General features: G+C 67.5%; 17 protein-coding genes. 3 read left to right on the top strand and 14 right to left on the bottom strand.

Features of this window, described 5'->3' with window-relative positions:
* Positions 1 to 132: 132 nt before the first annotated feature.
* Complete coding sequence (locus G559_RS0110165; RefSeq protein ID WP_028628114.1) at positions 133 to 555, bottom strand: MerR family transcriptional regulator; 423 nt, start codon at positions 553 to 555, stop codon at positions 133 to 135.
* A gap of 125 nt (positions 556 to 680) precedes the next feature.
* Here G559_RS0110165 and G559_RS0110160 point away from each other — a divergent pair, with 125 nt between their 5' ends.
* Positions 681 to 1,916, top strand: a complete 1,236-nt coding sequence (locus G559_RS0110160) for an NADH:flavin oxidoreductase/NADH oxidase family protein (RefSeq protein WP_028628113.1) — start codon at positions 681 to 683, stop codon at positions 1,914 to 1,916.
* A 148-nt stretch (positions 1,917 to 2,064) separates the two neighbouring features.
* Here the strand turns inward: G559_RS0110160 and G559_RS0110155 are convergent, their stop codons facing one another.
* From G559_RS0110155 to G559_RS0110140, 4 genes are all read right to left on the bottom strand, one after another.
* Complete coding sequence (locus tag G559_RS0110155; protein WP_028628112.1) at positions 2,065 to 3,870, bottom strand: monovalent cation:proton antiporter-2 (CPA2) family protein; 1,806 nt, start codon at positions 3,868 to 3,870, stop codon at positions 2,065 to 2,067.
* A 101-nt stretch (positions 3,871 to 3,971) separates the two neighbouring features.
* A complete protein-coding gene (gene ycaC, locus G559_RS0110150) occupies positions 3,972 to 4,595 on the bottom strand; it encodes an isochorismate family cysteine hydrolase YcaC (RefSeq protein ID WP_028628111.1) in 624 nt (207 codons plus the stop codon).
* A 55-nt stretch (positions 4,596 to 4,650) separates the two neighbouring features.
* Positions 4,651 to 5,337 carry a hydrolase gene (locus G559_RS0110145; protein WP_028628110.1) on the bottom strand — a complete coding sequence of 229 codons (687 nt, stop codon included), beginning with the start codon at positions 5,335 to 5,337 and terminating at the stop codon, positions 4,651 to 4,653.
* A 120-nt stretch (positions 5,338 to 5,457) separates the two neighbouring features.
* On the bottom strand, positions 5,458 to 6,324 hold the full coding sequence (locus tag G559_RS0110140; protein WP_028628109.1) for a pirin family protein: 867 nt from the start codon (positions 6,322 to 6,324) through the stop codon (positions 5,458 to 5,460).
* A 96-nt stretch (positions 6,325 to 6,420) separates the two neighbouring features.
* Here G559_RS0110140 and G559_RS0110135 point away from each other — a divergent pair, with 96 nt between their 5' ends.
* Positions 6,421 to 7,329: a LysR family transcriptional regulator gene (locus tag G559_RS0110135; RefSeq protein WP_028628108.1), complete on the top strand. Its 909-nt coding sequence runs from the start codon at positions 6,421 to 6,423 to the stop codon at positions 7,327 to 7,329.
* Between the two features lie 298 nt (positions 7,330 to 7,627).
* On the opposite strand, the gene G559_RS0110130 is transcribed toward G559_RS0110135, so the two are convergent.
* Complete coding sequence (locus G559_RS0110130; RefSeq protein ID WP_028628107.1) at positions 7,628 to 8,185, bottom strand: antibiotic biosynthesis monooxygenase; 558 nt, start codon at positions 8,183 to 8,185, stop codon at positions 7,628 to 7,630.
* 67 nt (positions 8,186 to 8,252) lie between these two features.
* Positions 8,253 to 8,897, bottom strand: a complete 645-nt coding sequence (locus G559_RS0110125) for a hydrolase (protein ID WP_028628106.1) — start codon at positions 8,895 to 8,897, stop codon at positions 8,253 to 8,255.
* A gap of 157 nt (positions 8,898 to 9,054) precedes the next feature.
* Between G559_RS0110125 and G559_RS0110120 the strand changes: the two genes are divergently transcribed.
* Positions 9,055 to 9,960 carry a LysR family transcriptional regulator gene (locus G559_RS0110120; protein WP_028628105.1) on the top strand — a complete coding sequence of 302 codons (906 nt, stop codon included), beginning with the start codon at positions 9,055 to 9,057 and terminating at the stop codon, positions 9,958 to 9,960.
* A gap of 113 nt (positions 9,961 to 10,073) precedes the next feature.
* On the opposite strand, the gene G559_RS29615 is transcribed toward G559_RS0110120, so the two are convergent.
* The 7 genes from G559_RS29615 to G559_RS0110085 all read right to left on the bottom strand — a co-directional run bounded on the left by G559_RS29615 (position 10,074) and on the right by G559_RS0110085 (position 26,113).
* Complete coding sequence (locus G559_RS29615) at positions 10,074 to 11,567, bottom strand: eCIS core domain-containing protein (RefSeq protein WP_211228789.1); 1,494 nt, start codon at positions 11,565 to 11,567, stop codon at positions 10,074 to 10,076.
* 87 nt (positions 11,568 to 11,654) lie between these two features.
* Positions 11,655 to 12,470, bottom strand: coding sequence for a hypothetical protein (locus G559_RS0110110; protein ID WP_028628104.1), 816 nt, complete (start codon positions 12,468 to 12,470; stop codon positions 11,655 to 11,657).
* A gap of 45 nt (positions 12,471 to 12,515) precedes the next feature.
* Positions 12,516 to 13,484: an eCIS core domain-containing protein gene (locus G559_RS29610; RefSeq protein WP_211228788.1), complete on the bottom strand. Its 969-nt coding sequence runs from the start codon at positions 13,482 to 13,484 to the stop codon at positions 12,516 to 12,518.
* Between the two features lie 345 nt (positions 13,485 to 13,829).
* On the bottom strand, positions 13,830 to 18,542 hold the full coding sequence (locus G559_RS0110100) for a right-handed parallel beta-helix repeat-containing protein (protein ID WP_028628103.1): 4,713 nt from the start codon (positions 18,540 to 18,542) through the stop codon (positions 13,830 to 13,832).
* A gap of 13 nt (positions 18,543 to 18,555) precedes the next feature.
* Entirely contained in the window at positions 18,556 to 20,901 is a 2,346-nt protein-coding gene (locus tag G559_RS0110095) for a phage tail protein (protein WP_211228787.1), read from the bottom strand.
* Positions 20,898 to 23,552, bottom strand: a complete 2,655-nt coding sequence (locus tag G559_RS0110090; protein WP_036997279.1) for a baseplate J/gp47 family protein — start codon at positions 23,550 to 23,552, stop codon at positions 20,898 to 20,900. The genes G559_RS0110095 and G559_RS0110090 overlap by 4 nt, the downstream gene beginning before the upstream one ends.
* Entirely contained in the window at positions 23,552 to 26,113 is a 2,562-nt protein-coding gene (locus G559_RS0110085; RefSeq protein ID WP_028628100.1) for a baseplate J/gp47 family protein, read from the bottom strand. The genes G559_RS0110090 and G559_RS0110085 overlap by 1 nt, the downstream gene beginning before the upstream one ends.
* Between the last annotated feature and the right edge of the window lie 2 nt (positions 26,114 to 26,115).

The following is a 26,115-nucleotide window of genomic DNA, read 5'->3' as shown; positions in this document are numbered from 1 at the left end:
GTTACGTGACCGTGGCCGAGGCAGGATAGGGAAGATGGGCGTGGCACAGACCACGGGACATCTGGATGCACTGGGATGGCGCCAGTCGGCTTTCGACCCGACGCGGTCCAACCCGCGTCAAGCCGGCGCGCACTAGCGTTCAGCCCCGTTCGCGCTGTCCCGCCACCCGGCCAGCATGCGCTGGGCGTTTTCCTCGCAGTCCATGCCTTCGGGTTTGCCTTCGATGCCGGCGATGATTTCCAGCAACCGCGCGCGGTTCTGCGCCAGGCGTTGCTGCATCGCGTCGATTTCACTGACCTTGCGCTGAAGACTTTCCAGCAGCAGGTCGTGGTTGCTGGTGCGCTGGGTGGGGTCGGGCATGAGGTTGCGCATTTCCTCCAGGCTGAAGCCAGCCTGTTGTCCACAGGCGATGATCTCCAGCGCGTGCAGTGTCTGCTCGGAATAGTCGCGATAGCCGTTGCCCAGGCGCCGGGCGCTGATCAGGCCACTGGCTTCGTAGAAGCGGATGCGTGAGGTGGCCAGGCCACTGCGCCGGGCGAGTTCGCCGATCTTCATTGAATGGGGCTCCCCTATTGACTTTAAAGTTGACTTTAACCTTAGGCTTTGCCGCGACATAGTCCCGCCTTCGCCCGGTTATCCACAAACCGACGCACGGCGCCCCACCTTTCCGGAGAGCCTCCATGTCGCCGTTCCAGTCCCTGCAGTTGCCCAATGGCGCCGTCATTCCGAACCGCATCGCCAAGGCGGCGATGGAGGAAAACCTCGCCAATCAGGACCAGACCCCGTCCGACCAGTTGTTGCGCCTCTACCGCGCCTGGGCCGAGGGGGGCGCCGGGCTGCTGCTGACCGGCAACGTGATGGTGGACGCCCGCGCCATGACCGGCCCCGGCGGCGTGGTGCTGGAGGAGGGGCAGCGGCTGGAGCGCTTCCGCGAATGGGCACGCATCGGCCGGGCGCAAGGGGCGCAGTTCTGGATGCAGATCAACCACCCCGGCCGGCAGATGCAGGCCAACCTCGGCCAGCCCACCGTGGCGCCCTCTGCCGTGGCGTTGGACATGGGGGGGCTGTCGAAGCTGTTCCCGGTGCCCAAGGCGCTGGATGAAGCGGAGATTGCCGCGCTGATCCAGCGCTTCGCCCGCACCGCAGCGCTGGCCGAACAGGCCGGCTTCAGCGGGGTGCAAGTGCATGCCGCCCACGGCTACCTGCTGAGCCAGTTCCTCTCGCCCCTGAGCAACCGCCGCGAGGACCGCTGGGGCGGCTCCATCGAGAACCGTGCGCGCTTGTTGCTGGAGGTGGTGAAGGCTGTGCGCGCAGCGGTATCGCCGGGCTTCTGCGTGGCGGTGAAGCTGAACTCGGCGGACTTCCAGCGCGGCGGCTTCGAGCCGAGCGATGCGCGCCAGGTGGTGCTCTGGCTCAGCGAGCTGTCGGTGGACCTGGTGGAGCTCTCCGGTGGCAGCTACGAGGCGCCGGCCATGCAGGGCGATGCCCGCGATGGCCGCACCCTGGCCCGCGAAGCCTACTTCCTGGAGTTCGCCCAGGAGATCGCTGCAATAGCGACCGTGCCGGTGATGGTCACCGGCGGAATCCGTCGCCTGCCGGTGGTGGAACAGGTGCTGGCCGGCGGCGTGGCCATGGCTGGCATCGCCACGGCACTGGCGGTCAACCCGGCCCTGCCGCGGCTCTGGCAAGCGGGCCAGGCCCTGGCCAGCGCCGAGCTGCCGCCGATCCGCTGGAAGCGCAAGGCCTTCGCTGCGCTGGCCTACATGTCCCTGGTGAAACTCCAGATGCAGCGCCTGGCGCGCGGCAACCAGCCGGACCCGAACGCCTCCCCCCTGCGGGCATTGCTGCAGGAGCAGTGGAAGACCCTGCACCGCGCACGACAATACCGGCGGCGTATGAGTAACCGGGCCAGCTGAGACTTCTCTTAACGCCGCTCATCCGGCCGGTCTGGCGTGCTTCTTTTTCTGGGAACTGGCCGTGTTGAGTGCCACGGCGGCGTGAATCAGCGCCGCCAGTGCCTTTTCATCGAGGCTGTCGCCTTCATGGATATCGATGGCGCGGTGGTTACTTCACCCCTTTGTCTTCGATCAGGTCGGCGTCGAACAGGTGTTCCAGCTCGGCACGGGCCTCGCGGGCGGTCTGGATCACGGCGGCCTCGTCGTCGTAGACCAGGTGCTGGGCGGCCAGCACTTCTTCGTCGTGGCGCTGGAAGCGGCGGATGCGGGCATTGGCTTGATCCTCGTCGAGGCCCATGCCGAGCAGCGCCTGGCGGCTCATTTCCAGGGCGGAGTGGAAGGTTTCGCGCACCGGCACGGCACCGAGGTCCAGCAGGCGATGGACGTGCTGGCGGTTGCGCGCGCGGGCGATGACCTTGATGTGCGGGTAGAGGCGTTTCACCAGCTCGGTGGTCTTGAGGTTGGTGTCCGGATCATCGGTGGCGACGATGAAGAATTCGGCCTTGTCCACCTTGGCCGCGCGAAGGATTTCCGGGCGCAGCGGGTCGCCGTAGTAGATGGGCATGCGGCCCAGGCTACGACCGTACTCGATCATTTCCACGTTGGTGTCCAGCGCCACATAGGGCACCCGCTGGGCGCGCAGCATCCGCGCGATGATCTGGCCCATGCGACCCATGCCGGCGACCACCACGCGCGGCGCGTCGTTGTCGATGCGGGTGTATTCCTCCGGTACGGTCACCGGCGCCGGCCTGGTCTTGAACAGGCGGAACAGGGTCAGCACCAGCAGCGGGGTGATGGCCATGGAGAGGGTGATGGCGAGCACCAGCAGGTTGTGCAGGTGGTTATCCAGCAGGTTCTGCTCGAAGGCCAGCTTGAACACCACGAAGGCGAATTCGCCGCCGGCCGCGAGAACGATGCCCAGGCGCAGTGCGTGGGCGTTATCCAGCCCGCCGCCAAGACGGCCGACCAGGAACAGCAGCGGCAGCTTGATCAGCACCAGCAGCAGGGTCAGGCCGATCACTACCAGTGGCTGGTTCAGCAACAGGCTGAGGTCGGCGGTCATGCCCACACTGATGAAGAACAGGCCCAGCAGCAGGCCCTTGAACGGTTCGATCTGGGATTCCAGCTCGTGGCGGTATTCCGAGTCCGCCAGCAGCAAGCCGGCGATGAAAGCGCCGAGGGCCATGGAGACGCCCGTCAGTTCCATCAGCCAGGCAGTTCCGATGACCACCAGCAGCGCGGTGGCAGTGGAGACTTCCTGCAGATTGGTCTTGGCGACGATGCGGAATACCGGCCGCAGCAGGTAGCGGCCGCCGACGATGACCGCCCCCACGCTGCCCACGACCTGGAGCAGGTGGACCAGCGTGTCGCGATCAGCCTCCAGCTCACCGGCGCCACTGATGACCGGAAGCAGGGCGATCAGCGGGATGGCGGCGATGTCCTGGAACAGCAGGATGGCGAAGGCCAGGCGGCCGTGGGGGCTGGTCAGTTCCTTGCGCTCGGCGAGTATCTGCAGGCCGAAGGCTGTGGATGACAGCGCCAGGCCAAGGCCCAGCACCGCGGCGGTGTTCAGCGATTGGGCGAAGCCCAGCCAGGCGACGGCGCCGATGGCGAGGCTGGTCAGCAGCACCTGGGCAAGCCCGATACCGAATACCGAGTGGCGCATGACCCAGAGGCGCCGTGGCGAGAGTTCCAGGCCGATGATGAAGAGCAGCAACACGACGCCCAGTTCGGAAAGGCGGGCAACGCTTTCCGTGTCGCTGATCAGATCCAGTGCGGACGGGCCGATCAGCACCCCCGCGGCGAGGTAACCCAGTACGGCTCCCAGTTGCAGGCGCTTGGCCAGGGGCACCGTGAGGACGGCTGCGACCAGGAAAATCACTGCGACCTGCAGCAGGTTGCCGTCGTGGGGCATGTGTCACTCCTTTGTGTGGTGCTCGTGGGGGGCGACATCTTAGAGCAGGGGCGCGCATCCGGGCAGGGAACCGCGCCGATACGACGCGGCCCCTGTATGGCTCACTTGGCGGTGAGGGTGCTGTAGCTGGTGATCAGGTTGCGATAGTCGGGAATGTGGTTGGAGAACAGGGTACCGAGGCCTTCGATGTCGTTGCGCCAGTCGCGGTGCAGCTCGCAGGCCACGCCGAACCAGGTCATCAATTGCGCCCCGGCAGCTTCCATTCGGCGCCAGGCAGCGTCACGGGTGACTTCGTTGAAGGTGCCGGACGCGTCGGCGACGACGAATACGTCGAAGCCTTCTTCAAGGGCCGACAATGCCGGGAAGGCCACGCAGACCTCGGTCACCACCCCGGCGATGATCAACTGCTTCTTGCCGGTGGCCTTCACCGCCTTGACGAAGTCTTCGTTGTCCCAGGCATTGATGTTGCCGGGGCGGGCGATGTAGGGCGCATCGGGGAACTGCTCTTTCAGCTCAGGCACCAGCGGGCCGTTGGGGCCGGTCTCGAAACTGGTAGTGAGGATAGTCGGCAGCTTGAAGTACTTGGCCAGGTCGCCCAGGGCCAGCACGTTGTTCTTGAACTTGTCGGGATCGATGTCCCGTACCAGCGAGAGCAGGCCGGTCTGATGATCGACCAGCAGTACTGCGGCGTCGTTCTTGTCCAGGCGTTTGTATTGGAAAGACATGGTGGTTCTCCTTGCTTCGATTGGTCGTCCGCCTTCGAGAGGTGGACAGCGGGGGTCAGCGTTGCGAATCCAGCACTTCGTTGTCCTTGGCCACCTGCTGAGCCTTCATGTAGCTCTCGATCAGCAGTTGGTAGTGCGGGAATACATGGCTGTAGGCTTCGGCCCACTGGGCCGCATCCGAACGGTTCCAGGTTCGTTGCACTTCGGAGCAGACGGCCGCGGTGTCCATCGGCACCACACCGGCCTGGACGACGCGCGCCAGGGTGATCTCCTGGGCCATCTTCGAGTAGGTCCCTGACGCGTCGATGACAGCGAACACTCGGTAGCCGGCGTTCACCGCGCTGATGCTGGGGAAGGCCATGCATACGCTGGTGATGGTGCCGGCGATGATCAGGGTCTTGCGGCCGGTTTTCTCTACGGCGGCGACGAACTCGGGATTGTCCCAGGCGTTGATCTCGCCCTTGCGCGCCACGTACTGGGCGTGGGGCGCGGCTTCGTGGATCTCCGGGATCAAGGGGCCGTTCGGGCCCTGGGGCACCGAAGCGGTGGTGATGACTGGCATCCTGGCCAGGGTGGCGACCTTCGCCAGGGTGATGGCATTGGCCCGCAGCTCGGTCATGGGCATGTCCTTGACCGTCTGGAACAGCCCACTCTGATGGTCGATCAGCAGCATCGCGGCATCATCGGGGTCGATTCTCGGAATCTGTCCGTTGAAGTTGGCGATTTGGGCGAAGTTGCTCATGGCGTCTTACCTCTTTTTCAGGGTGATGGCCGTCCTGGCCGAAGCGGTTGCCCGCCGGCCCACGTTTCCGTCGTGGGGGATTGTCCAGACTAGGCAAGCGCCCGGCCCGGTGTGTGACCGTCAGTCGTCCATGTGGCCGAAACGGCCGCTCTGGAAGTCCTGGATCGCTTGGCGAATCTCGCTTTCGCTGTTCATCACGAAGGGGCCGTAACCGACGATCGGCTCGTCGATGGGCTCGCTGGAAAGCAGCAGTACCAGGGCCTGGTCGTTGGCCTCCAGCAGCAGTTCGTCGCCAGCGGGTTCGAACAGCGCCAGTTGCCCTTCGCGCACCAATTCTTCGCCGTTCACCAGCAGGGCGCCGCGCAGCACCACCAGGGCAGTGTTGCGGCCGGGCCGGAGGCCCAGGTTGACCGGCCTGCCACGGTTCAGGCGGATGTCCCAGACATCCATTTCCGTGAAGGTGCGTGCCGGCCCGCGCTTGCCGGAGAACTCGCCGGCAATCAGGCGCAGGCTGCCGGCAGCGTCGGGTAATGGCAGGTGGGGAATTTCAGCGTCGAGGAGGGTCTGGTAGCCGGGGGCTGCCAGCTTGTCGCGGGCCGGCAGGTTGACCCAGAGCTGGACCATTTCCAGGGTGCCGCCACTGCGGGTGAAGGCTTCGGAGTGGAACTCCTCGTGGAGGATGCCCGAGGCCGCCGTCATCCACTGCACGTCGCCGGGGCCGATCAGTCCGCCGGCACCGGTGGAGTCCCGGTGTTCCAGTTCGCCCCGGTAGACGATGGTCACGGTCTCGAAACCCCGGTGCGGATGCTGGCCGACGCCGCGTGGACGATCAGCTGGGGCGAACTCGGCGGGACCGGCGTAGTCCAGCAGCAGGAACGGGCTGATGTGCTTGCCCAGGCTGTCGTAGGAAAACAGCGTGCGAACCGGAAAACCGTCACCCACCCAATGGGGCCTGGGGCTGGTGTAGATGCCACGGATCTTTTTCATGGTGTGCCTCCTGACGTGCATGGGGCACATCTTGAAACTGCAACACTGACTCCGGTAGTCGGGCTAAATTGCTCTCAGAGTCCTATTTGGAGAACGCTGGTGGAAGACCTCAACGACCTCTACTACTTCGCCCAGGTGGTGGAACACGGCGGTTTTGCCCCGGCCGGGCGGGCGCTGGACATGCCCAAGTCCAAGCTGAGCCGGCGCATCGCCAACCTTGAAGAGCGGCTGGGCGTGAGGTTGATCCAGCGCTCGACACGGCATTTCTCGGTCACCGAGATCGGCCAGGAGTATTACCGCCATTGCGTGGCGATGATGGTGGAAGCGGAAGGCGCCGCCGAGGTGATCGAGCGCAACCGCTCCGAACCCCAGGGCGTGGTGCGGATCAGCTGCCCCACGGCGCTGCTGGACTTCTGGGTGGGGCCGATGCTGACGCGCTTCATGGTGGAGTACCCGTTGGTGGAGTTGCATATCGAGAGCACCAACCGCCAGGTGGACCTGATCCAGGAAGGCATCGACATCGCCCTGCGGGTGCGCTTCCCGCCTCTGGACGACACCGATCTGGTGATGAAGGTGCTGGCCAATAGCACCCAGTGTCTGGTGGCCGCTCCGACCCTGCTGGAAGGCCTGCCGCAGCAGTTGGTGCCAGCGGATCTGGCCGGCCTGCCGAGCCTGCATTGGGGCGCTGCATTGCGCGAGTACACCTGGCAACTGGACGGCCCGGACGGGGCGAGCGCCGCCGTGCGCCATCATCCCCGGCTGGTTACGGATGACCTGCTGGTGCTGCGCCAGGCAGCCGAGGCGGGGGTGGGCGTGGTGCATATTCCCTGGGTGGTGGCACGGGATGGGCTGGCCAGCGGCAAACTGATAGAGGTGACCCCGGACTGGGTACCCAGGACCGGCATCGTGCATGCCGCGTTTCCGTCCCGGCGTGGGCTGTTGCCCTCGGTGCGGACCCTGATCGACTTCTTGGCGGAGGCGTTCAAGGAGAGTGGGATCAGGTGAGGCTGTGGGGTGCGAACGGCTCTTCCTGTGGGGCGAATTCATTCGAACGTGGGAAACCACGTCCTTAGGGCGTGGTCATGAGTCATCGGCTCTGCCTGTGACGATCGAAATGCCTGATTTACAGGATGAAGTCGGATTGTCTGTAGGAGCGAGCTTGCTCGCGAACAGTCCGAGCAGGATATTTCGCGAGCAGGCTCGCTCCTACACGTCATTAGCCCGGCTGCATCCGAGGGGGGCCATCGGCAAGTCCACGTTCTACGAACGTGGATGTTCGCTCGCCTATGAAACCCTCCCGATGTCAGCGTTGGTTCAACCAGCCGGCGAAGAAACGCGTCACCGGAGGCATGAAGAAGTAGACCACCAGCAGCACGATGCTGGCCGTGATCACCACGTTGCTCGCGACGTAGCCGGTCAACCAGGGCTGCAGTTTGAACAACGGCTGCCAGAGCAGCGGCACCAGCAGGGCCAGCGGCAGGATCACCAGGAAGGTCACGCAGGCCTGCTTCCAGCGCGGCGGTTGCGGCGCGTCGGCGTTTTCCGGGGTAAACCAGAATTCGCGCTCTGGGTTGATCTCCACCTGGTCGCCATCGGCCAGCAGGTGGCTGACCTCCTCGATCAGGCTGCTACGGTCGGTGGAATCCAGCCAGGCCTGGAGTTGAGCGGTACTGGCGAAGCGCAGGACGCAGGTGAACAGATGCAGGCCGTCTTTCCGATCCCGCACCACGTCGATACCGAGGTGGCCGGGGTAGCCCTGGGCGATGCCGATGATGCGGCGCAGCCAGCCTTCGTATTCCTGTTCCCGGCCTTCCTTGACCCGATGGCGGATCAGCAGGGTGACGATGTCGTCGGTGGTCATGGTGAGGTGCTCCGTGCAAGGCGATGAAGAAGGCCGGAGGCGCTGGGCGCCTCCGGCCTGCCGGGGCTTAGTTCACTTGGCGCTGGGGCGCCTTGTGCACCAGGGTGTAGGCGTAGTCCACGCCCATGCCGTAGGCGCCGCTGTGCTCCTGCACCAGGCCGATCACGGCGTCGTAGGTTTCCTTCTTCGACCAGTCGCGCTGGTACTCGAGCAGGACCTGCTGCCAGGTCACCGGAATGGCGCCGGCCTGGATCATGCGTTGCACCGACATGTCATGGGCTTCCTTGGAGGTGCCGCCGGAAGCGTCGGTGACAATGTAGACCTCGTAGCCGGCTTCGATGGCTTCCAGGGCGGGGAAGGTCAGGCAGACTTCAGTCCAGAGGGCGGCCATGATCAGTTTCTTGCGGCCGGTTGCCTTCACGGCGGCGACGAACTTGTCGTCTTCCCAGGAGTTCATCGAGGTGCGTTCGATGGGCTGCTGGCCCGGGAACACGCCCAGCAGTTCTGGCCAGATGTAGCCGCTGAAGCTTTCGGTTTCGACGCTGGTGAGGATGGTCGGCACGTTGAAGATCTTGGCGCTCTTGGCCAGGGCCACGGTGTTGTTCTTCAGTTGCTGGCGGTCGATGGACTGCACGCCAAAGGCCATTTGCGGCTGGTGGTCGATCAGGATCAGTGCGGAATTGGTCGGGTTCAGCAGTTCGCGGATGGACATGGCATTTCTCCTGGAGCGTGGGTTGTCTGATTGCTTCCTGGCCGGTGCCTCGTTCGTGAGGCTGTTTGGTTCCGACGTGGGATGAATTCTGATCGCGCCCATTAAGAGAAACAATTAGGCATAATTGAACTTCATTGATTCTGAATTGGAGACACTGATGGACAGGGTCGAGTGCATGCGCGCCTTTGTCGAAACCGTGCGCAGCAACGGCTTTGCGGCGGCGGCGCGGGCGTTGGACGTACCGCGCTCCACCGTGAGCAAGCAGGTGCAGGCGCTGGAGGAGGCGATCGGTGTGCAGTTGCTGGTGCGCACGACGCGTAGCCTGCATCTGACGGAGGCGGGGGCGGAATACTTCGAGTCGGCGCGGGACCTGCTGGCAGCCCTGGACGAGGCCGAGCAACGTGCGCGCGATGGGGTGGGGGAGCTGCGAGGGGTGTTGCGGGTGAACGCGCCCATGTCCTTCGGGCTGCGCAAGCTGGGACCGCTGATCCCGCTCTTCCATGAACGGCATCCGCAGATCGAACTGCAACTGGTGCTCAGCGACCAGCAGGTGGATCCGGTGCGCGGCGGCTTCGATGTGACCATCCGCATCGCCAGCTTGGCGGACTCCTCCATGGTCGCCCGCACCATTGCGCCGGCACCGCGTTACCTGGTGGCTTCACCGGCCTACCTGGAACGGGCCGGCGTGCCGCAGTTGCCGGAGGAACTCGCCAGCCATGCCTTCCTCGGGTACGGCTACCTGCAGAGCGGTGTCAGCCTGGCGCTCAGCAACGGCGAGGAAACCCGCCGCGTGCAATTGAACGGTCCACTGCAGGCCAACAACGGCGACTTCCTCGCTCAGGTCGCGGAGGCCGGCATGGGCATCGCCCTGCTGCCGAGCTTCATCGTCGACGAGGCCCTGGCGGCGGGGCGACTGGTGGCGGTGCTCTGCGAATGGCAGGCACCGCCCATCAGCATCAACGCCGTCTACCCCTCGGGGCGCCGCCTGCCACAGAAGACACGGGCCTTCATCGATTTCCTGGTGGAGGAGATGACCCGGGCTAATGAGCGGGTGACGTGCTGATTCAGGACCAGGAAACCTGTAGGGGCGATTTCAATCGCCATGCAGGCCGAAGGTCTGCCGTCCGCGTCTGGCAGGGGCAGGCCTGGTGAAAGAGCTCGCCCCCCAGCGAAACGCTAGGGAGAGGGCCCTTCGAGCATTGCGTCGACCAGTTGCTCGGGGTCTTCTTCGAAGTCGAGGTATCCCTGTTCCGCCAGCAGGCTGAAGAAAGCGGCGGGGTTGCCGTTGACCAGGGACTCGGTGTCGAGCGGGGGCTCTTCGGTGATGACGCGGTCGCGGTTGATCTCGGCGATCACTTCGCGCACCAGGCTGGCGGCGGTGGGGTAGCTGCTGATGGGGCGGGCGTGGGAGGCGATCAGGGTGTCGAAATCCTCGCCCTCGATCACGCTGCTGAAGTACAGGCCGAGGGCGATGGTGTCGGCGCGTGCTCCGGCGGGCATGTGGCTGAGGTTCCAGTTGGACACTTCCAGCAGGGTTTCGGCGTAGAGGACCGGGCGCACCAGGATTGCTGTGGCCAGGCCGCTGACGATGCCGCCAAGGCTTTCCATGCCTTCAGCCACGGCTACCAACCCTGCCGCCATCTGGTCGGCCAGGTCGCGCATCAACAAGGCGTAGCTGCGTACTGAACAGAAGGCGCCACAACCCGCGGCGATGGCCACTTCGATGGCAATGGCGATGCGGCGCACCAGTTGTTCGGCGGCGATCACACCCGCCTCGGTGGCGCCTCGGGCAATCAGGAAACGCAACAGCGCCTGTTGTGCCGCACGACCCGACGCCGTGCGGATCGGGATGAAACCAACGCGTCCATGGACGACGAAACCGAGGATGGTCTTGACCGAGTTCAGGACCGAGTAGCTCCGGAAAGCATTCTGGAAGGTACGGAATCGTGCGTTCCCCCGCGCCCGGCCATAGCTTTCCCGGTATTCCTCCCAGACAGCGCCGAGGAACATCTCGGTGATGTCCCGCCAGATGGCCGGCGGCACGCCGAGTTCGCACAGGGCGAAGCAAAGCAGCAGGCCGGGCTCCTGGCCGACGATCTCGGGCGTGAGTTCCTCGTCGCCGGGATCGCGACGCAGGACCGCGCCAGCGGTACCGCGCTGTTGCACCACATGGGTCAGCTCATGGGCCAGCAGGTGCTGGCCTTCGCGGGATGCCGGGGCGAATTGTCCGGCATCGAAAACGATGTCCTGGCCGACCGTATAGGCATGGGCATTGACCTCTCGCGCCGAGCGTTGAGCGGCCATGTCGGTATGCACGCGGACGCCGGAGAAGTCGTGCCCGAAGCGCGGCTCGAAGTAGGCGCGAGTGGTGCGGTCGAGCGGCTGCCCGGAGGCATTCAGCGCCGCATCCACGCTGGCCGGGGCCGGGCGCTCGGCCCCACCGCCCAAGGCCGACGGCTGCAGGCGCACCTTGGGGCGGTCGTCGCCCTGCGGGCCGGTGCTGACTGTGCCGCTGGGCGTCCCCATCACCTGGTCGGCCATGGCGTCGGCCTCGCGCTCGGCGGCATCTTCGCGTGCGCCGACCTTGAGGCGGGACTTGGGCTGGCAGCGCGGACAACCCCCCCCGCAGGCGCAGGAGGACGGCCCCGACGCGAGGGGGGACCTGGACAACACCGGCGCCGGGGCGTGGCTGTCTGTGCCCGGTTGGCGTGGCCTGGCCTGGAGAAGGCTGGCTGGGCTCTTCATCACGGTAACCGCCTAGAAGCAGGATCTGCCGGTGTCGGTATCGCGCCAGATGTGCGCGGCAAAGAAGGCGTAGGCATCCGGATTATCCATGCGGCCCGCGGTGGTCTGGCCGGCTGGGGCGGCCGTGTTGCCCGTGGGGTACTGCGCGCTGCCACGGTTTGGCGGGTGCGCCCCGGCCACGCCGATGCCGACATCGTGGGCACCTTCGTGGATGAGGATGATGGCGCGGCAGGTCGGCGACAGTTCCCAGAACGGCCGGCACACGTGGACCAGGTCGTCGGCTTCGATCCAGAAGGCCTGTTCGCCTTCGCAGATGTTCTGGCTGTTGCAGATGTAGTTGGACACCACCAGGGTGCCGAGAATCTGCCGGTAGTTGTCTTCGATGGTGGCGCGCTGGGCGGCACTGGGGGCGATGAAGTGGCGACCGAGGGCGGTCTCGTAGGTGGTGCCAGCGGCCGGGGCGGCGCCCAGTGCGCGGCGCGCGGCACCGACGAATTCACGGGCGCGCTGGCGGGCGGTTTCCAAGCGTTCGTTGGCGTCGGTGATGCCGGTGATGCGCTCGCTGCAGTCACGGAATGCAGGGGTAGCCGCCGGTTCGGCCAGGGCTTCGGCCGGGTCGGCGACCGGGGCCAGGTCGCCGTCGCGGGCCTGGCGTGGGCCGCTGGGGCGTTTCTCCTCACTGCATGTCGGGCAACTGCCACCACAGGCGCAGGTCGAGCGCGCGAACCGGCGTGAGCGTGCGGTGGGTGGGACGAGGTTTGCCTGGGGTGGCGGGGCGCCCTTGCGCCCGGCACGCAGGGCGGCCTCTTCCTGCAAGGTACTGAACATGTCGCTTGCCCTCCTTCGCGGATAGGCGGTGGGTCGGTGCCTCGCTCAGGGGCACTTGGTCGATTCGCAGGGATTGGTGTCCCAGTTGGTGTTGCCGGTCTTCTTGCGATGGCAGCACAGGTCGGAAAGCACGGAACTGTCGTAGCTCACCGTCACCGTGGTGACGCCGATCCGCGTGTGGTAGTTGAGGTCGCGCATCGAAGTGCCGTTGCCGACATGCACGCAGGCGTGGGAGCCGGTGTTGAGCAGCCCTTCGTGGATCGCCTGGATGCCCTTGAAGAAGATCGCGTAGTTCATGGTGCCGGCGCCGCTCTTCGAATAGCGGGCGCCCTTGCCGGTCTTCGCGACCGGGTCGGTGAGGTTACCGAGACGGACGTTCTCCGAGTCGGTGTAGCCCAGGCCTTCCAGGCGCTTGACCTTGGCGTTCTTGACGCGATCGGTCAGGCCGATGCCGAGCATGGTGGAGCCGCCGGCGATGGGCAGTTTCACATCGGCAAGGACCTTGCTCGACTTGCTGCTGTACTTGGCCACCAGGCTGCCGGTGGGCATGCGCGGTTCCGGTTGCCCAGCTGCTTTGGCATCGGCCTTGTGCCCGCTATCGACCACCGCTTTGTCGAAGTGAATGTTGATGGTCTCGACCCACGGCTGTTTCTTCGGGTCGGTAAGGGTTTCGTTGGCGGCATCGAAGGCGATGGTGTCCGGCCCCTTGCTGCGGTAACGCGAAAGACTGCGCGCGGCGCCTGTCGCCGGCGCCCCACGGTGCTGCACGACGTGGGTCAGTTCGTGGGCGATCAGGTGCTGTCCGGCCAGGGTGTCGGGGGCGTACTGGCCGGCGCCGAAGACGATATCGCGGCCCACCGCATAGGCGTCGGCACCGACTTCGCGGGCGGAGTGCTCCGCCTCGCCTCCCCGGTGCACCCGGACATCGGCGAAGGGATGCCCGAAGCGTTGCTCCATGTTCGCCTGCACTCCCGGCTCCAGTGCCTGGCCGGGGCTGGCGAGGGTCCGTTCCACGCTTTCCGGGGCCGTTTGCCGCTCGCTTGCGCGACTCCCGCCATGGCGCTGGATCTGCACCGGCGTCGTGCCAACGCCGCTTGACGGCGGGTGCGCCATCACCTCGGCCGCAACCCGGTCCGCTTCCTGCTCGTGACTGTCTCCCGGCTCACTGATGGCGAGCTTCCCCGTGCCACGGCAGCGGGGGCAGGCCCCGCCGCAGGCACAGGGTCGGCCGGCCGGCGTATCCTGCGCGGGGCGGCCAGCGGCGCCGGGCAGAACCTCGCTCGCGCTGGTTGGCTGAACCGTCCGACGCCGACGTTCACCGGACGCTTCCATGCTTTGTCGCCCGTGGCTCATGAATGATCACCCCTTCTTCCTGGGCGCCGCCTTCTTCACGGTCGCGGCGACCTTCCGGGTCGGGCTGGGGGGCGGCGTCTGGCCGAGCAGCCGCCTGGCCATCTCGATCAGTTTCTTCGCCTTGTCTTCACCGCCCACGATGCTTGCCAGCCGGGTGGGGTCGGTTTCCAGGATGCCCTCGACATCCTGGATCTTGCCCTTGGCCAGTTGCTTGAGCGTGGCTTCGTCCAGTTGCAGCTTGTCGAGTGAGGTACGCACCGCCGGCCCTGGCACCGGCTCGGTCGGATGCGGTGTGGGCGCCGTGGGTGTGGGCTCGACGGGGGTTCCATGGATCAGCGTGGCGTTAACCGCAACCGACTTGGGCACCACGCGCACCGGCACCACCAGGGTGGCCTGTAGCGAGGCGTCGCTGGCGAAGCGCAGCGGAGTTTTGTCGCGCAGCACTTCCTTGCCGGCCAGGTTGGTGACCTGTGCGAAGAGCTCTCCTTCCTTGGCCAGGCGCGCGGTCTGCGCCTTGTCGAAGGTCGCGGCGAATGCGCCGTTGGCATCGGTCTGGCCCAGGGTTTCGACTTGGCTGCCGTTTCCGCGCAGCAGCGCCACTGTGTAGTCGACCTGACCCTGGCCGCGGTCGTTGATGAGGCGACCGCTGAAGGCCGAACCACCCTCGGGCCTGTCCGGTACCCGGATCGCCAGGGTTTCCGAGCTGGTGGCCAGCAGACCGCTGGTTTCCGCGCTGGCCTGGCTGCGGGCGTTGAGCGCGGCGCTGGCCGGGAAGTCGGCGCCGTGCTTGCGCGTCATGCGTAGCGCTTCGGCCTGGTAGGCCTTGCTGGTGGCCACCTGGGTCGAGTTGACCTGGGCGATGGCGCGGGCGGTGGTCTGCTGCGTCAGGCTGCCCAGTTCCGCCGAACTGAATGCGCTGGACGAGAGCGTACCGCCGAGCTGGTTGGCGTTGGCGGCCAGCACGGTGACAAGGAACTGGCCGACGGCCGCGCGGTTGGCGAACAGCCGGCTGCACAGGTCGGCATCCAGCACCTGGTTGGGCTGGTCCACCGTCGGCAGCGGGGCGGTCCCGGCGCTGGGCTGGGCGACGATGCAGTGGTCCGCCTGGTTCAGGGCCGTCATGTTCATGCGCATGCCCGTGCTCAACAGCGAGAGGGTCCGGGTCACGTCCTCGCGCAGGCGGGAAGCGGTGACACGTACGCTGTCGCCCATCAGCACCGCGTTGGCGAAGAACGGGTCGCCACGGTACACAGCCGAGGTATTCGCGGCATAGCCCAGGTCGTCCAGGGTCAGCAGCACTTGCGAGGTGATCGAGCGGTTGTCGAGGCCGAGACGCACGTAGTTGTCGTCGAACAGGGTCTCGCCGCCCGGCAACGCGCGTTCGGCGACGGCGGCGAAGCGGCCCTTGGCAGTCTGCCCAGGCTCGAAGGCCAGGTAGGCGCTGAACACCCGAGCCAGCACACGATGGATACCACCGAGGTTGATGATCAGCACGCCGCCAACGGCCGTGTCGAGGAAGCCGAACAGGCCACTGTGCTCGCTGTTGAGGTGGTTGTTGGCCACCGACACCGGGCCGAAGGTGAAGGCGGTCAGCGTACGTCCGGCCGGTTGGTCGACACGGTTGTCGTGCACCCGCAGCGCGGCGTGACGGCCGCTGGATTGCGACAGGTGCGCGGTCAGCGCCCCGGCAAAGCGCACGTACACACCGCCACGGATTCCCGCGTTGCGGTTCTCTTCGAAACCGGTGGTGGCCGCACCGTTGGCGGCGAGCACGTTGTCGGTGATCTCCAGGTTGTCGCCGTAGCCGACGAACACGCCGCACGCCGGGTCGACGGCGCGGGGACCGTTCTCGTGGATGTGGTTGCCGCTGATCCGGGCCGCTTCGACCAGCGCCAGGGAGATACCGCCACGGCCGATGAACTGCGCCTCGGCCAGCAGCGCCTCGGTGAAGGGATTGCGCAGGTTGTGGTGCAGGCGGTTGTTGAGGATCACCAGGTCGCGCACCGGATCGGTGGCCCGCAGCAGCGGTGTCAGCGCCAGGTTCAGCAGCGCGGCGTCGAGGTAGGCCAGCAGGGCGGCCTTCGGGTCGTTGCCGGGGATCGCGCGGGCTGGACCCTTGAGGTCGGCACCGTTGCGTGGGACGAAGCCGATCCCCGACAGGCCCATCATCGAAATGTCGTTGGCCTCGATGGTGATTTCATGAAGGAAGCCGCGCATCTGCTCGGCGGCGCGCGCCGCCAGCGTCACGACGTTGACCAGCACGCCTTCGTCCCGGGCCTCGGCGATGCGCTGCACCTGGTACTGCGGCGATACGTCGAGGCGGTAGCTGCCCGGAGCGGCCTTGACGCTGGCCATGCCCTGCGCGTCGCTGCGGTCGGTGGCGACCGTGGCGTCCTCGAGGTAGAGGTCGACGCCGGACAGCGGTTTGCCTTTTTCGTCTTGCACCAGGGCAAGGAACTGCCCGTTGGCGGTGACATTGACGGTTGCCGGCGCGCTTGCCGCTGCCCCCGTGGCGAGGATGGCGGGCGGCTCCGGCGCTGGTGGGGCGTCCACCGGGTCCAGGTCGCCGCCCAGGGTGACGCCGTTGCCGGCGCCGCCGACCACGGTGTTTTCCAGCAGGCGCACGCGTTCGGAACCGGCGCGCACATGGATACCGCCGATGGCGCGGTAAGGTTGCTGCGGTAGCAACTGCACCACCAGCACGGCCCATGCGGCGAAGGCGTAGCGCAGCACCAGCTGCGGGTGCAGGTAAAGGATTTCCGGCCGGGCGCAAGGGTCGGCGGGGTCGCGGTTGGGGTCGTCATCCGGTTCGTCCGGCTCATCCGGCGTGGTGTCGATGAAGGGCAGCAGCACCAGGGTATTGCGCTCGACCAGTACGTCATCGGCGGCGATCGACAGGGTGGCGCGGCCGTCGACGGTATCCAGCAGGTGCAGGCGGTTCCCGGCGATCTTCAGGCCGATGGCCAGGCTGGCGCGAATGGCGTTGGTGCGCGCGATCATGCGGTTGTCGTGGATGTTCAGGTCCCTGCAGCCATCCTCGCGGCTGCCGTCGATGCGCACGGCGATGCCGTCGTAGCTCACCAGGTCGAGGTCGCAGACTTCGATCCCCGCGCAGTCGACGAAGTGCAGCAGCGGCTGGCTGCGGGTTTCCAGGCGCGGCAGCACCAGGGTGCGCCAGCGGCAACCATGGATCTTCACGTTGCGCCGGCCTTCCAGTCGCAGGTTGGCGCGGTGCACGCCAGGCAGCAGGCAGAGTTCGCCACCGGTCGCCGGCAGGTGAGTGGCAGCCTCTTCGAGGGAGTTGAAGTCGCCGAAACTGCTCAGGCCGTCACCCACCAGGAAGGTGCAGCAGACCTTCTGGTTGGTCAGCGGGCGGAAGCGCTTGCGACAGTCTTCGATGCTGCCGGAGATTTCGGTGTTGCGCCGGCCGGTCCAGTTGATCTCCGCCAGGGGCACGCGGTGGTAGACGATGCCCACGGGAGGTGCGTGGTCGAGCAGCACCGGGGGGTTACCGATCTCGCCAGCGCGCACGCTGAAGGTCCAGTAGTCACCCGGCCGGTAGTGGCCTGTTGCGCCGAAGGCCAGGCGAATGCCATCGCGCAGTTCCCTCGGGGCGGCGATCTCGGGGTAGTCCTGGATTTCCCCCAGGCCGTTCCACAGGCGGAAGAACACCGGGGCGGTGGTGCCCGGCAGGCTGCCGAAGCTGGCTGGGGCTTCCAGCTCCAGGTCGTGGTCGGTATTCAGGCGCGCCATGCTGCCGTAGACCACTCCCCAGGTGCCCAGCAGCTCGTCGTATTGCAGGGCCTCCAGATAGAACTCGGTCAGGCCGGAATTGACGATGGCCGTGCGGCCGGCGTCGATGATCACCCGGTCGGGGTCGCTGCTGGCGTCGAAGCGTCCACGGCCGACGAGGCCGCCGTTCCACTGGCTCCACTTGAAGCGCACCGGCGCACCTTCCGGCGCGTCGGCGATCTCGATGCGGTACAGGCAGTGCTCGAAACCGGTGTAGCCGCCACCGCCTACGACCGGGCACTCACCCACCAGGTTCAGCACCGGCGCCAGGGTGACGTTGAGCCGACCCTTGCTGGCGGGGTCGTCGCGCAGTCGCGCGAGGAGGCTGCTGCAGTCTTCGCCTGCCGCCATGCGCAGCAGGCGCAGGCGGAAATTGACGTAGGCGCGCTCAGTGGTGTCCGGGCCGCCGAGTGCAGGTTCGATCAGTCGCTGCGGGTACTGGAAACCGTGCAGGGCCTCTTCCGAGACTTCGAGGATCACCGCATCGCGAATGCCGTCGTCGACCTGGTCGGTGGTGGGTACAGGCGTGGCCAGGGGCGGGCCGAAGTAGGTGGCCAGGCGCGTGACCAGCGCCAGCGGGTCCGGCGCGATGCCCGGCAGGCGCGTGAGGATGCCATCGACCCAGGCGCGACCCGGGCGCAGGCGCAGCTGCACCGCGCCGTCCACGACTGCCGCTGCTTCGACGCGGAAGCCCTCGGGTTCGCTGGCCGGCACCGCGCAGACGCCGGCACCGAGGATGTCGCGGCCGGCCTGGCCGTTCCAGGCCAGTTCCAGCAGCTCGCCTTCGGTGAGGTCGGCATCCAGGGTTACGCGACCCTGCTGGTGCAGCACGCCGCTGAGGTTGCGCAGTACGCCCTGGGCGGGCGGGTTGACCCCGTGTTCGTGCTGGTGGGGGTCGAAGTTCAGTATCGAGAAATCGCCTTGCATGGCTCCCCCTTCGTCAGGTGACGGGTACAACCAGCGGCCTCACGCCTACCGGCATGAATTCACGCAGCCGCACGTGCAGGTTGGTCCATTTGTGTGCCTCCAGCAGGAAGCCGAAGGCACCCATCGCATCGTCGTCCGGCCCGAGTTCACGCGCGCGCCGATCGGTTTCCCGCTGGAGCTGTGCATAACCCGGGTCGTTGAAGCGTTCCGAGGTGAAGTACACCCGCGCATCCGGCGCGTGTACGCAGAAGTGGTTGGCCGGCAGGCGGTCGAGGTCGCCGCTGAAGGCGCTCCACTTGATACAGCCGTGCTGGTTGTCCAGCACTTCGAAGCGCTGGCTGAAGATGCCGCCCAGGCCACCGACCGCGGCGACCCGCACCGGGCCGAAGCAGGTCAGACCCTGGAAGTCGAGCGCGGAGCCCCAGGCGTTGGCCGGGTCGGTGGCAGCGGCGATGGCGTACTGGCCGCTGGCGGCGTCGTCGAAGCCGAGGCCGGCGTCCACCACGCTGTCCTGGATATCCAGCCGGTAGCGCGAGTCGATGGCGATGGCGCCGGTGATCGAGCGCTGGATCAGGATGTCCGGCGTGGGGGTGAAAGCATCGCGGTCGGCGGCATCGAAACCGTAGCCGTCCACCAGGTGCAGTGCCGGTTGCATGGGCGCGCGCTGGCCGTTGCGCAGGCTGTGGCCGCCGGGCGCGAGGGTGCAGCCGACCAGTTCCAGGCGAGCCACCGCGACACGGTCGATCAGTGCCAGGCCAGCGGGGAAGGGTGCCGCCGCGTCCGGGGCCAGGTACAGCCCTTCGAGGCGCACCTGGGGCGCGAAAGGTGTCGCGGCGGCGGCGTCCAGTACCCGCAGGGACAGTGGCTGCGCCAGGAGCAGGATGGGGCGGTGGTCGCCTGCCGCGCGAAGGGTCAGCGAGTGCGCCAGGCGCAGTGAATGGGTGCCGTCGACCGCCGTGCCGGTCAGCGCGGTGAGGTCCAGCCGGTGTACCAGGCTGTCATGGATCTCGACGATCACCGGGCCGGTGGCAGTCTCCAGCCCTTCCAGTGCCTGTTGCAGGCTGATGCCGCCGGCGACCTCGCCGACGTGGCGGACCTCCGTATCGGCGGGTGCCGCGGGCACAAGCCGCGCCAGTGGATGCGCGCCCACCGGACCGGTAGCGCCGTAGGTGAAGCTGGCCTGCAGGCGGGAAAGCAGTGAGCCGTTGTCCGTGGTCACCAGCAGGTCGGCCTGTTCGGCGCTGGCCACGCCCACCAGCACGCGGCCGATGTCCGGGTCGATGATGATCTCGCCGATGGCGGTGGGCCGGCGCAGGCCTTCCTCCCAGGCGCAGAGGTTGTCGCCCCGGAACTGCCAGCGCCATTCGCTCTGCGGCGCAGGCGGCACCAGCAGCGGCGCCAGGTCCTGGGGCAGGAACAGGTGCAGGCCGACGTCGCCGAGGTCGAAACCGCTGGGTGGCGTCGTTGCGGGATCGTAGAAGTCCACCCGCACATAGGCGTCGGCATGGCTTGCCAGGCGTGCGTCGAGCATCGGGCCGGGCACGGCATCGGCTTCGGTCAGTGGCGCAACTACACCGCCTGAGGTGGCTGCCCGGAGGAAACCGGGGCGGCTGGTGTTGAACAGGCGTACCGGGATATCCAGCGGGTGCAGGTCGAAACGCAGGATGAAGCGCGCCAGCCCGGCCGCCTGCACTCCCAGGTCGATGCGCCCCTTGGCCAGGGGGCGGACACGGGGCAACCGGTAGGCGGCCAGGCGCCAGAGGAAGATCGCCAGGTTGGGCAGGTTGATATGGCGCTGGTCGTCCACCGCGGGCTTCAGGTCGGCGGTGTAGGCGAAGGGGTCGAACGGCGTGCCGAGCAGTGCCAGGGTGGCCGGTTCGCGGAGTGGCGCGGTACCGCCACGGGGCACCGCGAAGCGGGTGAGTGCCGCTGTGCCATAGGGAGGCTGGCCGCCGGCGTCGGGGCGCTGGTGGTTGAGGTGCTGGGTCCAGCCGAGGTTCTCGCGCAGCTCGACGCCACGGCAGGCCCAGCCGGTGAGGTTGACCGCGAGCCGCTCGATGGCGCCCAGGGTGCCCTTGCGCCGGCGCAGGGCGATGGTGTCGGCCACGTCGGCGCGCAGGGTGCGCGGGTCACCCTTGAGGTGGGTGGTGCCCAACAGGTCGGCCAGGTAGGCGATGACCCAGTCGTCGCAGGTATCGATGAACAGGTCTTCATAGAGCTGGGCGATGTTCTGGTGCAGCGCGTCGAACGGGCCTTCGATGGCGCCGAGATAGGCGCGCAGCTGGTTCGGCGGTGTGACCTCGGCGTCGCGGGTGCGATAGATCTCAGGCAAGCGCTCGAACAGGGGGACTCGGTTCATGGGCATTCCCCCGCGGCGGGTTCGGCAATCGGGGTCAGGGTCAGGTGCGTCGGCGCCAGTTGCAGCAGCTCGAAGGGGCTGCACGCCAGGACCTGGGCCAGGGGCCTTGGCGCGTTGGGCAACGGGGCGCTGCCGTCCTTGCCGGCGGCGAACAGGCCAAAGGCGCTGAGCCGGCACCAGAGCACGCCGGGTACGTTCTGCCCACAGCCTTCGATGCGGCTGGCGTACTCGGGCTCGCCGAGGCGTCGCGCCTGGAGACCGAACAGCCCGCTGCGCTCGTGGACGACGACACCGGCAAGGCCCAGGGCGGCGCGCAGGGCGCTTTCCACGTCCTCCTGACGATACTGCGGGCTGCGGGCATAGCTGAGGTCCACGAAGACATGGCGCAGGCGTGCCTGCTGGACCACCAGCGGGTGGCGGTCCGCTCCCCGGCAGCGTTGCGCGTGGGCCAGGGTGGCCTGGACCGCGGCGAACTCGGCCTCGCGCCCGGCGGCCAGCAATACCCGCAGGATCACTGCCGGCAGGCCCTCGTGCAGGTCCCAGGCGGCTGCCGCGCGGACCACACCGGGCACGGACAGTGTCTCGCTTTCGTAATCGCGGATGCTGACCAGCCGGCCCAGGCTCTGCACCTTGCCCGGTGCCGCCTCGCGGGCCCGGTCAGCGGGCTCCGGATCGGCGCCGCCGGAAACGATGCCGGCCAGGGACACCTTGTCGAAGCCCGCTGGGCGTTCGCCAGCCGTTGGGGTGGCGCCCGGTTTGATCGGGCCGCGCGCGCCGACGCCGCTGCGATAGCGCGCCACGACATTCTTCAGGCCGGACGGCAGTCGGGCGCCGCTCTCGCCATCGCCGAACTGCACGAAGCTGCGGCCCTCGGCATCCTCGCGAACGATGTAGAGCGGCTCCTCGGGGCCGTGGCCGTAGAAGCTGTCGACGCGGTTCCACAGGCGGCCCTCGACCCAGATTTCCAGCTCAGGGGTTTGCGGTGGCACGGCCCCGGCGGAGAGGAAGTACGTGAGCGGCGCCTTGGGCAGCGGGAAGGTCTGCCACTGCTGGCGATGGTCGCCATTGCCGAGCACCGCCTCCTGCTCGGCCTTGCCCTGGGAGGCATCCACCAGGTTGCCGTGGACCGTCACCCGGGGCTCGGCCTCGTCGAAGTCGGCGCGGGTGAAGGGCGCTGGCGGGCGGTCGAAGTTCAGCAGCCAGGGGCGGGCCACATCGGGCGTCGGCGTGGGGAAGCTGGCGGGGCTGCTGGTGCAGGTCAGCTCGACGCTGCGCCCGTCGGGGTGGGCGAAGTACAGCCGGCGTCCGGCCAGGGCCCGTGCCTGGGCGGCGCTGCCATGGAAGAACAGGGCGCCGGTGCCAGTGGCAAAGGCGCTGGAGGACGGAGTGGAAACCGGCTTGAGGCTGAGTGCCGGGCTGGTGACTTCGCGGATCAGGAAGTCGCGCACATCGCTCCACGGCGAGCCGCTCATGGCGTGGCGGATCAGTGGCTGGTCCAGGGTCAGCAGGCTGCTGGCACCGTTGAGGTTACCGAAGCCGAGGGTGGCCGTACGCAGCGCGGTGACCTTGCGCACCACCGCCAGGGGAGCTGGATGGGTGACACCGCTCTTTGCCACGCGCACCTGCACCACGACGCGCATGCCGGGGCGCAGGTCGGTGACTTCGGCATCCAGCGGCAGCAGGTCGGCGGGCAAGGCGAGGGAGGCGCTGGTGTTGGTGCAGTCGTGGGGGTAGAGGTGGCGCTGGAAGCCGGTATCGGATTCGAGGGCGCCAACGATCTCGCTGCCGCTCTTGCGGCTGGTGATGGTCTTGGTCGGGGCGTTATGGCCGAAGTGGCGGAAGCTGCGGCCGACCCGGAAGGCAGCCACCGGCTGGTTCCAGCTCTGCTGCAGCGGCGCATCGGTTTCCACGATCACGCGACCGAGCAGGCGGGTGACGGTTTTCACCTTGACTTGTTGCGGCGCCTGCTGGGGCGTCAGGGTGCTGCCGCTGGCGGTCCAGCCTGGTTCGGGCGGCATCAGTAGCAGCTGGTCGCCGGGCTTCAGTTCGAAGGCGGCGAGGCTGGCGCTGTCGCTGGCATTGCCGACGCTGTGCAGCTCGAAACGGGTGGCGCCAGCGGCGAGCGTTGCGCTGTACGCCCGTGGCCGGTACAGGTTGAAGCGGCCCAGGTGCGGCCAGGCGAGCAGTTCGGCGTCGGTCTGGAAGTCGGCGGGCGTGGACAGGCCTTGTAGTTCGGCCTTGACCGGGAAGCCCGCGCGCAGGGTCAGCGGGGCATCGCCACGCACCTCGAAAGCCAGGGTGGCGCGCCCACCGATACCAGGGGCCAGGCGATAGCCGGTGAGCCGTACCAGCTCGGCGACGCTCTCGCGCCAGGCGGCGGTGCGCAGGTAGGCCTCGTTGGCGTAGTGCTCCTGATAGAAACTGAGGATGTCGCCAAGGATGGCCGCACCCTGGAGCAGGGCGATACCGGGGTCGTCGGCCTCGCGGTGGGTCCAGGCGGCCAGTTCCGGCGCGGCATCCAGGGCGCGGGTCATGGCTTCCAGGAAGTCTGCGTAACGTCCGATGCGATAGGCGATGCGCGGCAGGCCCGGCCGGTTGTCGGCACGCAGGGGGAAGACGAAGGGGTCGGTGATCAGCGGATTGCAGGGCATCAGCGCCTCCCTCCCTGGATCTCGAAGCGGATCAGCCCGCGTTCAAGGTGGTCCGGCTCATTGGCCAGCAACAGGGTCTCGTCGAAGCCGATCTCCAGCACCGGTGCTCCGGGCAGGCCGGGCAATGGTGCGCAGAAGCGCTTCATGCTCAGGCTGACCAGGTGGCGGATACCGGCGATGCGCTGCAGGCGGCCTTCGATCATGCTGCGGTGCAGGGACTGGCCGAAGGTCCATTGGTCCGGGTGGAAGAAGCCTCGGCGGCCGTCGGCGGTCCAACCGTCGGAGAATTCCTGTTCCAGCTCGTAGCGCAAGTCTTCCCGCCAGTAGGCGTCGTCGGCGCAGACCACCACGCGGATATCCAGCGGTACATAGCGCGGCCGCCGCAGTTCGATGTCTTCGCCTATCAGCCGCACGGCTTCCAGGTGGTCCGCCACCCGTGGCCGCAGTTCCTCCCACAGGCTTTCCGAGCGCTCGTCGCCCAGCGCGGTGAAACCGGCCGGATCGATGGCGATACGCACCGTGCGCCAGCTGCCGGTCCAGGCATAGCGGGCCACCGCACGCGATACGCCGCTCACTTCCTCGGCGCGCCTGACGTAGTCGGCCAGGGTCACCGCCCGCAGTTGTCGGGCACGGAAGGCCTCCGGGGCATTGCGCCGGATGCGTTCGACCGGTTCCGGGTCGCGTCCGTCGCTGACGTCGAAGGGATTGCTGACACCCAATACCGCGCCATTCAGGGCGCCGGTCAGCGGCTGCAGGTTGACCAGTTGGTCCGCACCGATGTTGCCGACATGGCCGCCACCCAACTGGTACTCGGCATGCACCACCGCGCCAGCCGGCAGCAGCCGGCCGTTGCTGCCATTGCCGAAGCGCAGCAGGCTGCGGCGATGTTCGTCGGTCTCGACCATGAAGTGGTCGCCGTTTTCCGCCGAGTCGTCGCTGTGCACCAGGCTTTCCACCTCGTCCCAGTCCTCGCGTGCGCCACCGGGGCTTTCCACCTGCAGCCAGAGGGTGGAGCGGGCTGGTTCTTCCCCCGTGGGGGTGCCGCCTTGACGGGGTGGCAGGTAGGCGAGGGGGCCGTCGTCCGGCAACTGGGCCAGTACCCAGTCGCGGCCGTCGCCGTGACGGTCCAGGCGCTGGTAGTGGCGATGGCGCAGGCCGGGGACATCGCTGGGCAACGGGCTGCCCGGCTCGCGGAACTGCACCCGCAGCGGTCGTCCTTCATGCACCGGCAGCAGGTTTCCGTGAAATACCGAGATGCCCTCCACCACGGTGGGCGGCGGGCCGGGGCAGAAGCTGGTGAAGGCGAAGTCGAAGCGCAGGGCGTCTTCTTCGCGCCAACTGACCCGCAGCATCCAGGTGCCGGTAAGCGGGTCGAAGCGGCTTTCGGCGGCGCCGCCGTCGAGGTCGTCACCGGGCAGCAAGCGCAGCAGTTGCCGCTTCGCGGGGTTGCGTCCGGCGGGCTGGCCGGTGAGCGGGTTGAGGCGCTCCTCGATCAGCAGCTCGCGCCAGCGGCCCTGGCGCACCAAGTCACGCAGGGCGTCGGCATCGGCCTGGGAAGCCAGCGGCGGCTCGGATACCAGGTCGGCACTGGTGCTGCCGGCAGCGAGCGCCGGCTGGGCGTTGCCCCAGGTGTACAGGTGCAGGTGATTGAGGCGCGGGTCCAGATACTGGCGTTGCGAGGCGTCCAGGCGGCGCTGGCGGCTGGCGAAGAACACCGCGTCTGCGCTGGGCGGAGCATCCCCGGTCCAGGCCACCAGTTCCTGGTCGCCCAGGCTGAAGGGCGCCTGCCCGGCGACCACCTCCAGGGCGAGCCAGGTGCTGGCCTGGTTGCCCTCGTGCAGGTGGTAGTCCACCAATCGCGCATGGCGGGCCAGGGACACGCGCTTGCGGCTGGTGGCCAGGTAGGCCTCGGCCATGACGCGGTCCTGGAAGTCGCTGAGTTCGTCGGCGGCGGCGGCGAACAGGCCGATCAGCACCTGGTCCAGGTCGGCCTCGCTGGTGCTGGCCCAACCCGGTACGCGCTCGGCCATGGCGACCATCAGGGTATGGCGGAAGGAATCGTAGTCCTTGGCCAGGTAGTCGATCGCGGGGTTGGGTGCCGGTGGCCGACCACCCTGGGGCGGGGCGCAGTCATTGGTGAAACAGCCCGGACGGAAGCGAAAGCCCATGGCGCTGAAGAAGGGGTCGATCAGGGCGGCGTCCCAGACCAGTTCCAGGCGATAGGTGGAGTAGTCACCCACCGGCTCGATGCGCAGGGACAGGCGCGTGGCATCGAGGGGCGCCACCGCGCTGACGTGCACCTGGCCGCTGGCGTTGCCGGCGACCACCCGTGCGCCGCCGCGAATGCGGAACACTTGCCGGGCGCGTGCCGGGTCGCCGCCAATGTCGGCGAGGATGGCCGCCAGGTGCAGGCCATTGAAGAAATGCAGCTCCAGGTCCGCGTGGCCGGGGTTGGGGCCGGGCGGCAGGCTCACCAGGGCCAGCTTCAGGCCATCCAGGCCGTGGCTCTGCAACTGGTCGGCACGTTCGTCTACCAGGTCGGGGAACTTGATGGCGGCCATGT

The sequence above is a fragment of the Metapseudomonas resinovorans DSM 21078 genome, from assembly GCF_000423545.1.
Classification (GTDB): Bacteria; Pseudomonadota; Gammaproteobacteria; order Pseudomonadales; family Pseudomonadaceae; genus Metapseudomonas; species Metapseudomonas resinovorans.
This window is presented reverse-complemented; position numbering and strand designations above follow the sequence as displayed.

What these genes read in the sequence shown, in the direction of transcription:
- G559_RS0110095 (WP_211228787.1), bottom strand. Translation starts at nt 20,901, where the DNA reads ATGAACCGAGTCCCCCTGTTCGAGCGCTTGCCTGAGATCTATCGCACC.
- G559_RS0110120 (WP_028628105.1), top strand. Translation starts at nt 9,055, where the DNA reads ATGGACAGGGTCGAGTGCATGCGCGCCTTTGTCGAAACCGTGCGCAGC.
- G559_RS0110125 (WP_028628106.1), bottom strand. Translation starts at nt 8,897, where the DNA reads ATGTCCATCCGCGAACTGCTGAACCCGACCAATTCCGCACTGATCCTG.
- G559_RS0110085 (WP_028628100.1), bottom strand. Translation starts at nt 26,113, where the DNA reads ATGGCCGCCATCAAGTTCCCCGACCTGGTAGACGAACGTGCCGACCAG.
- G559_RS0110140 (WP_028628109.1), bottom strand. Translation starts at nt 6,324, where the DNA reads ATGAAAAAGATCCGTGGCATCTACACCAGCCCCAGGCCCCATTGGGTG.
- ycaC (WP_028628111.1), bottom strand. Translation starts at nt 4,595, where the DNA reads ATGTCTTTCCAATACAAACGCCTGGACAAGAACGACGCCGCAGTACTG.
- G559_RS0110155 (WP_028628112.1), bottom strand. Translation starts at nt 3,870, where the DNA reads ATGCCCCACGACGGCAACCTGCTGCAGGTCGCAGTGATTTTCCTGGTC.
- G559_RS0110145 (WP_028628110.1), bottom strand. Translation starts at nt 5,337, where the DNA reads ATGAGCAACTTCGCCCAAATCGCCAACTTCAACGGACAGATTCCGAGA.
- G559_RS0110090 (WP_036997279.1), bottom strand. Translation starts at nt 23,552, where the DNA reads ATGCCCTGCAATCCGCTGATCACCGACCCCTTCGTCTTCCCCCTGCGT.
- G559_RS0110100 (WP_028628103.1), bottom strand. Translation starts at nt 18,542, where the DNA reads ATGCAAGGCGATTTCTCGATACTGAACTTCGACCCCCACCAGCACGAA.
- G559_RS0110130 (WP_028628107.1), bottom strand. Translation starts at nt 8,185, where the DNA reads ATGACCACCGACGACATCGTCACCCTGCTGATCCGCCATCGGGTCAAG.
- G559_RS0110110 (WP_028628104.1), bottom strand. Translation starts at nt 12,470, where the DNA reads ATGTTCAGTACCTTGCAGGAAGAGGCCGCCCTGCGTGCCGGGCGCAAG.
- G559_RS0110160 (WP_028628113.1), top strand. Translation starts at nt 681, where the DNA reads ATGTCGCCGTTCCAGTCCCTGCAGTTGCCCAATGGCGCCGTCATTCCG.
- G559_RS0110165 (WP_028628114.1), bottom strand. Translation starts at nt 555, where the DNA reads ATGAAGATCGGCGAACTCGCCCGGCGCAGTGGCCTGGCCACCTCACGC.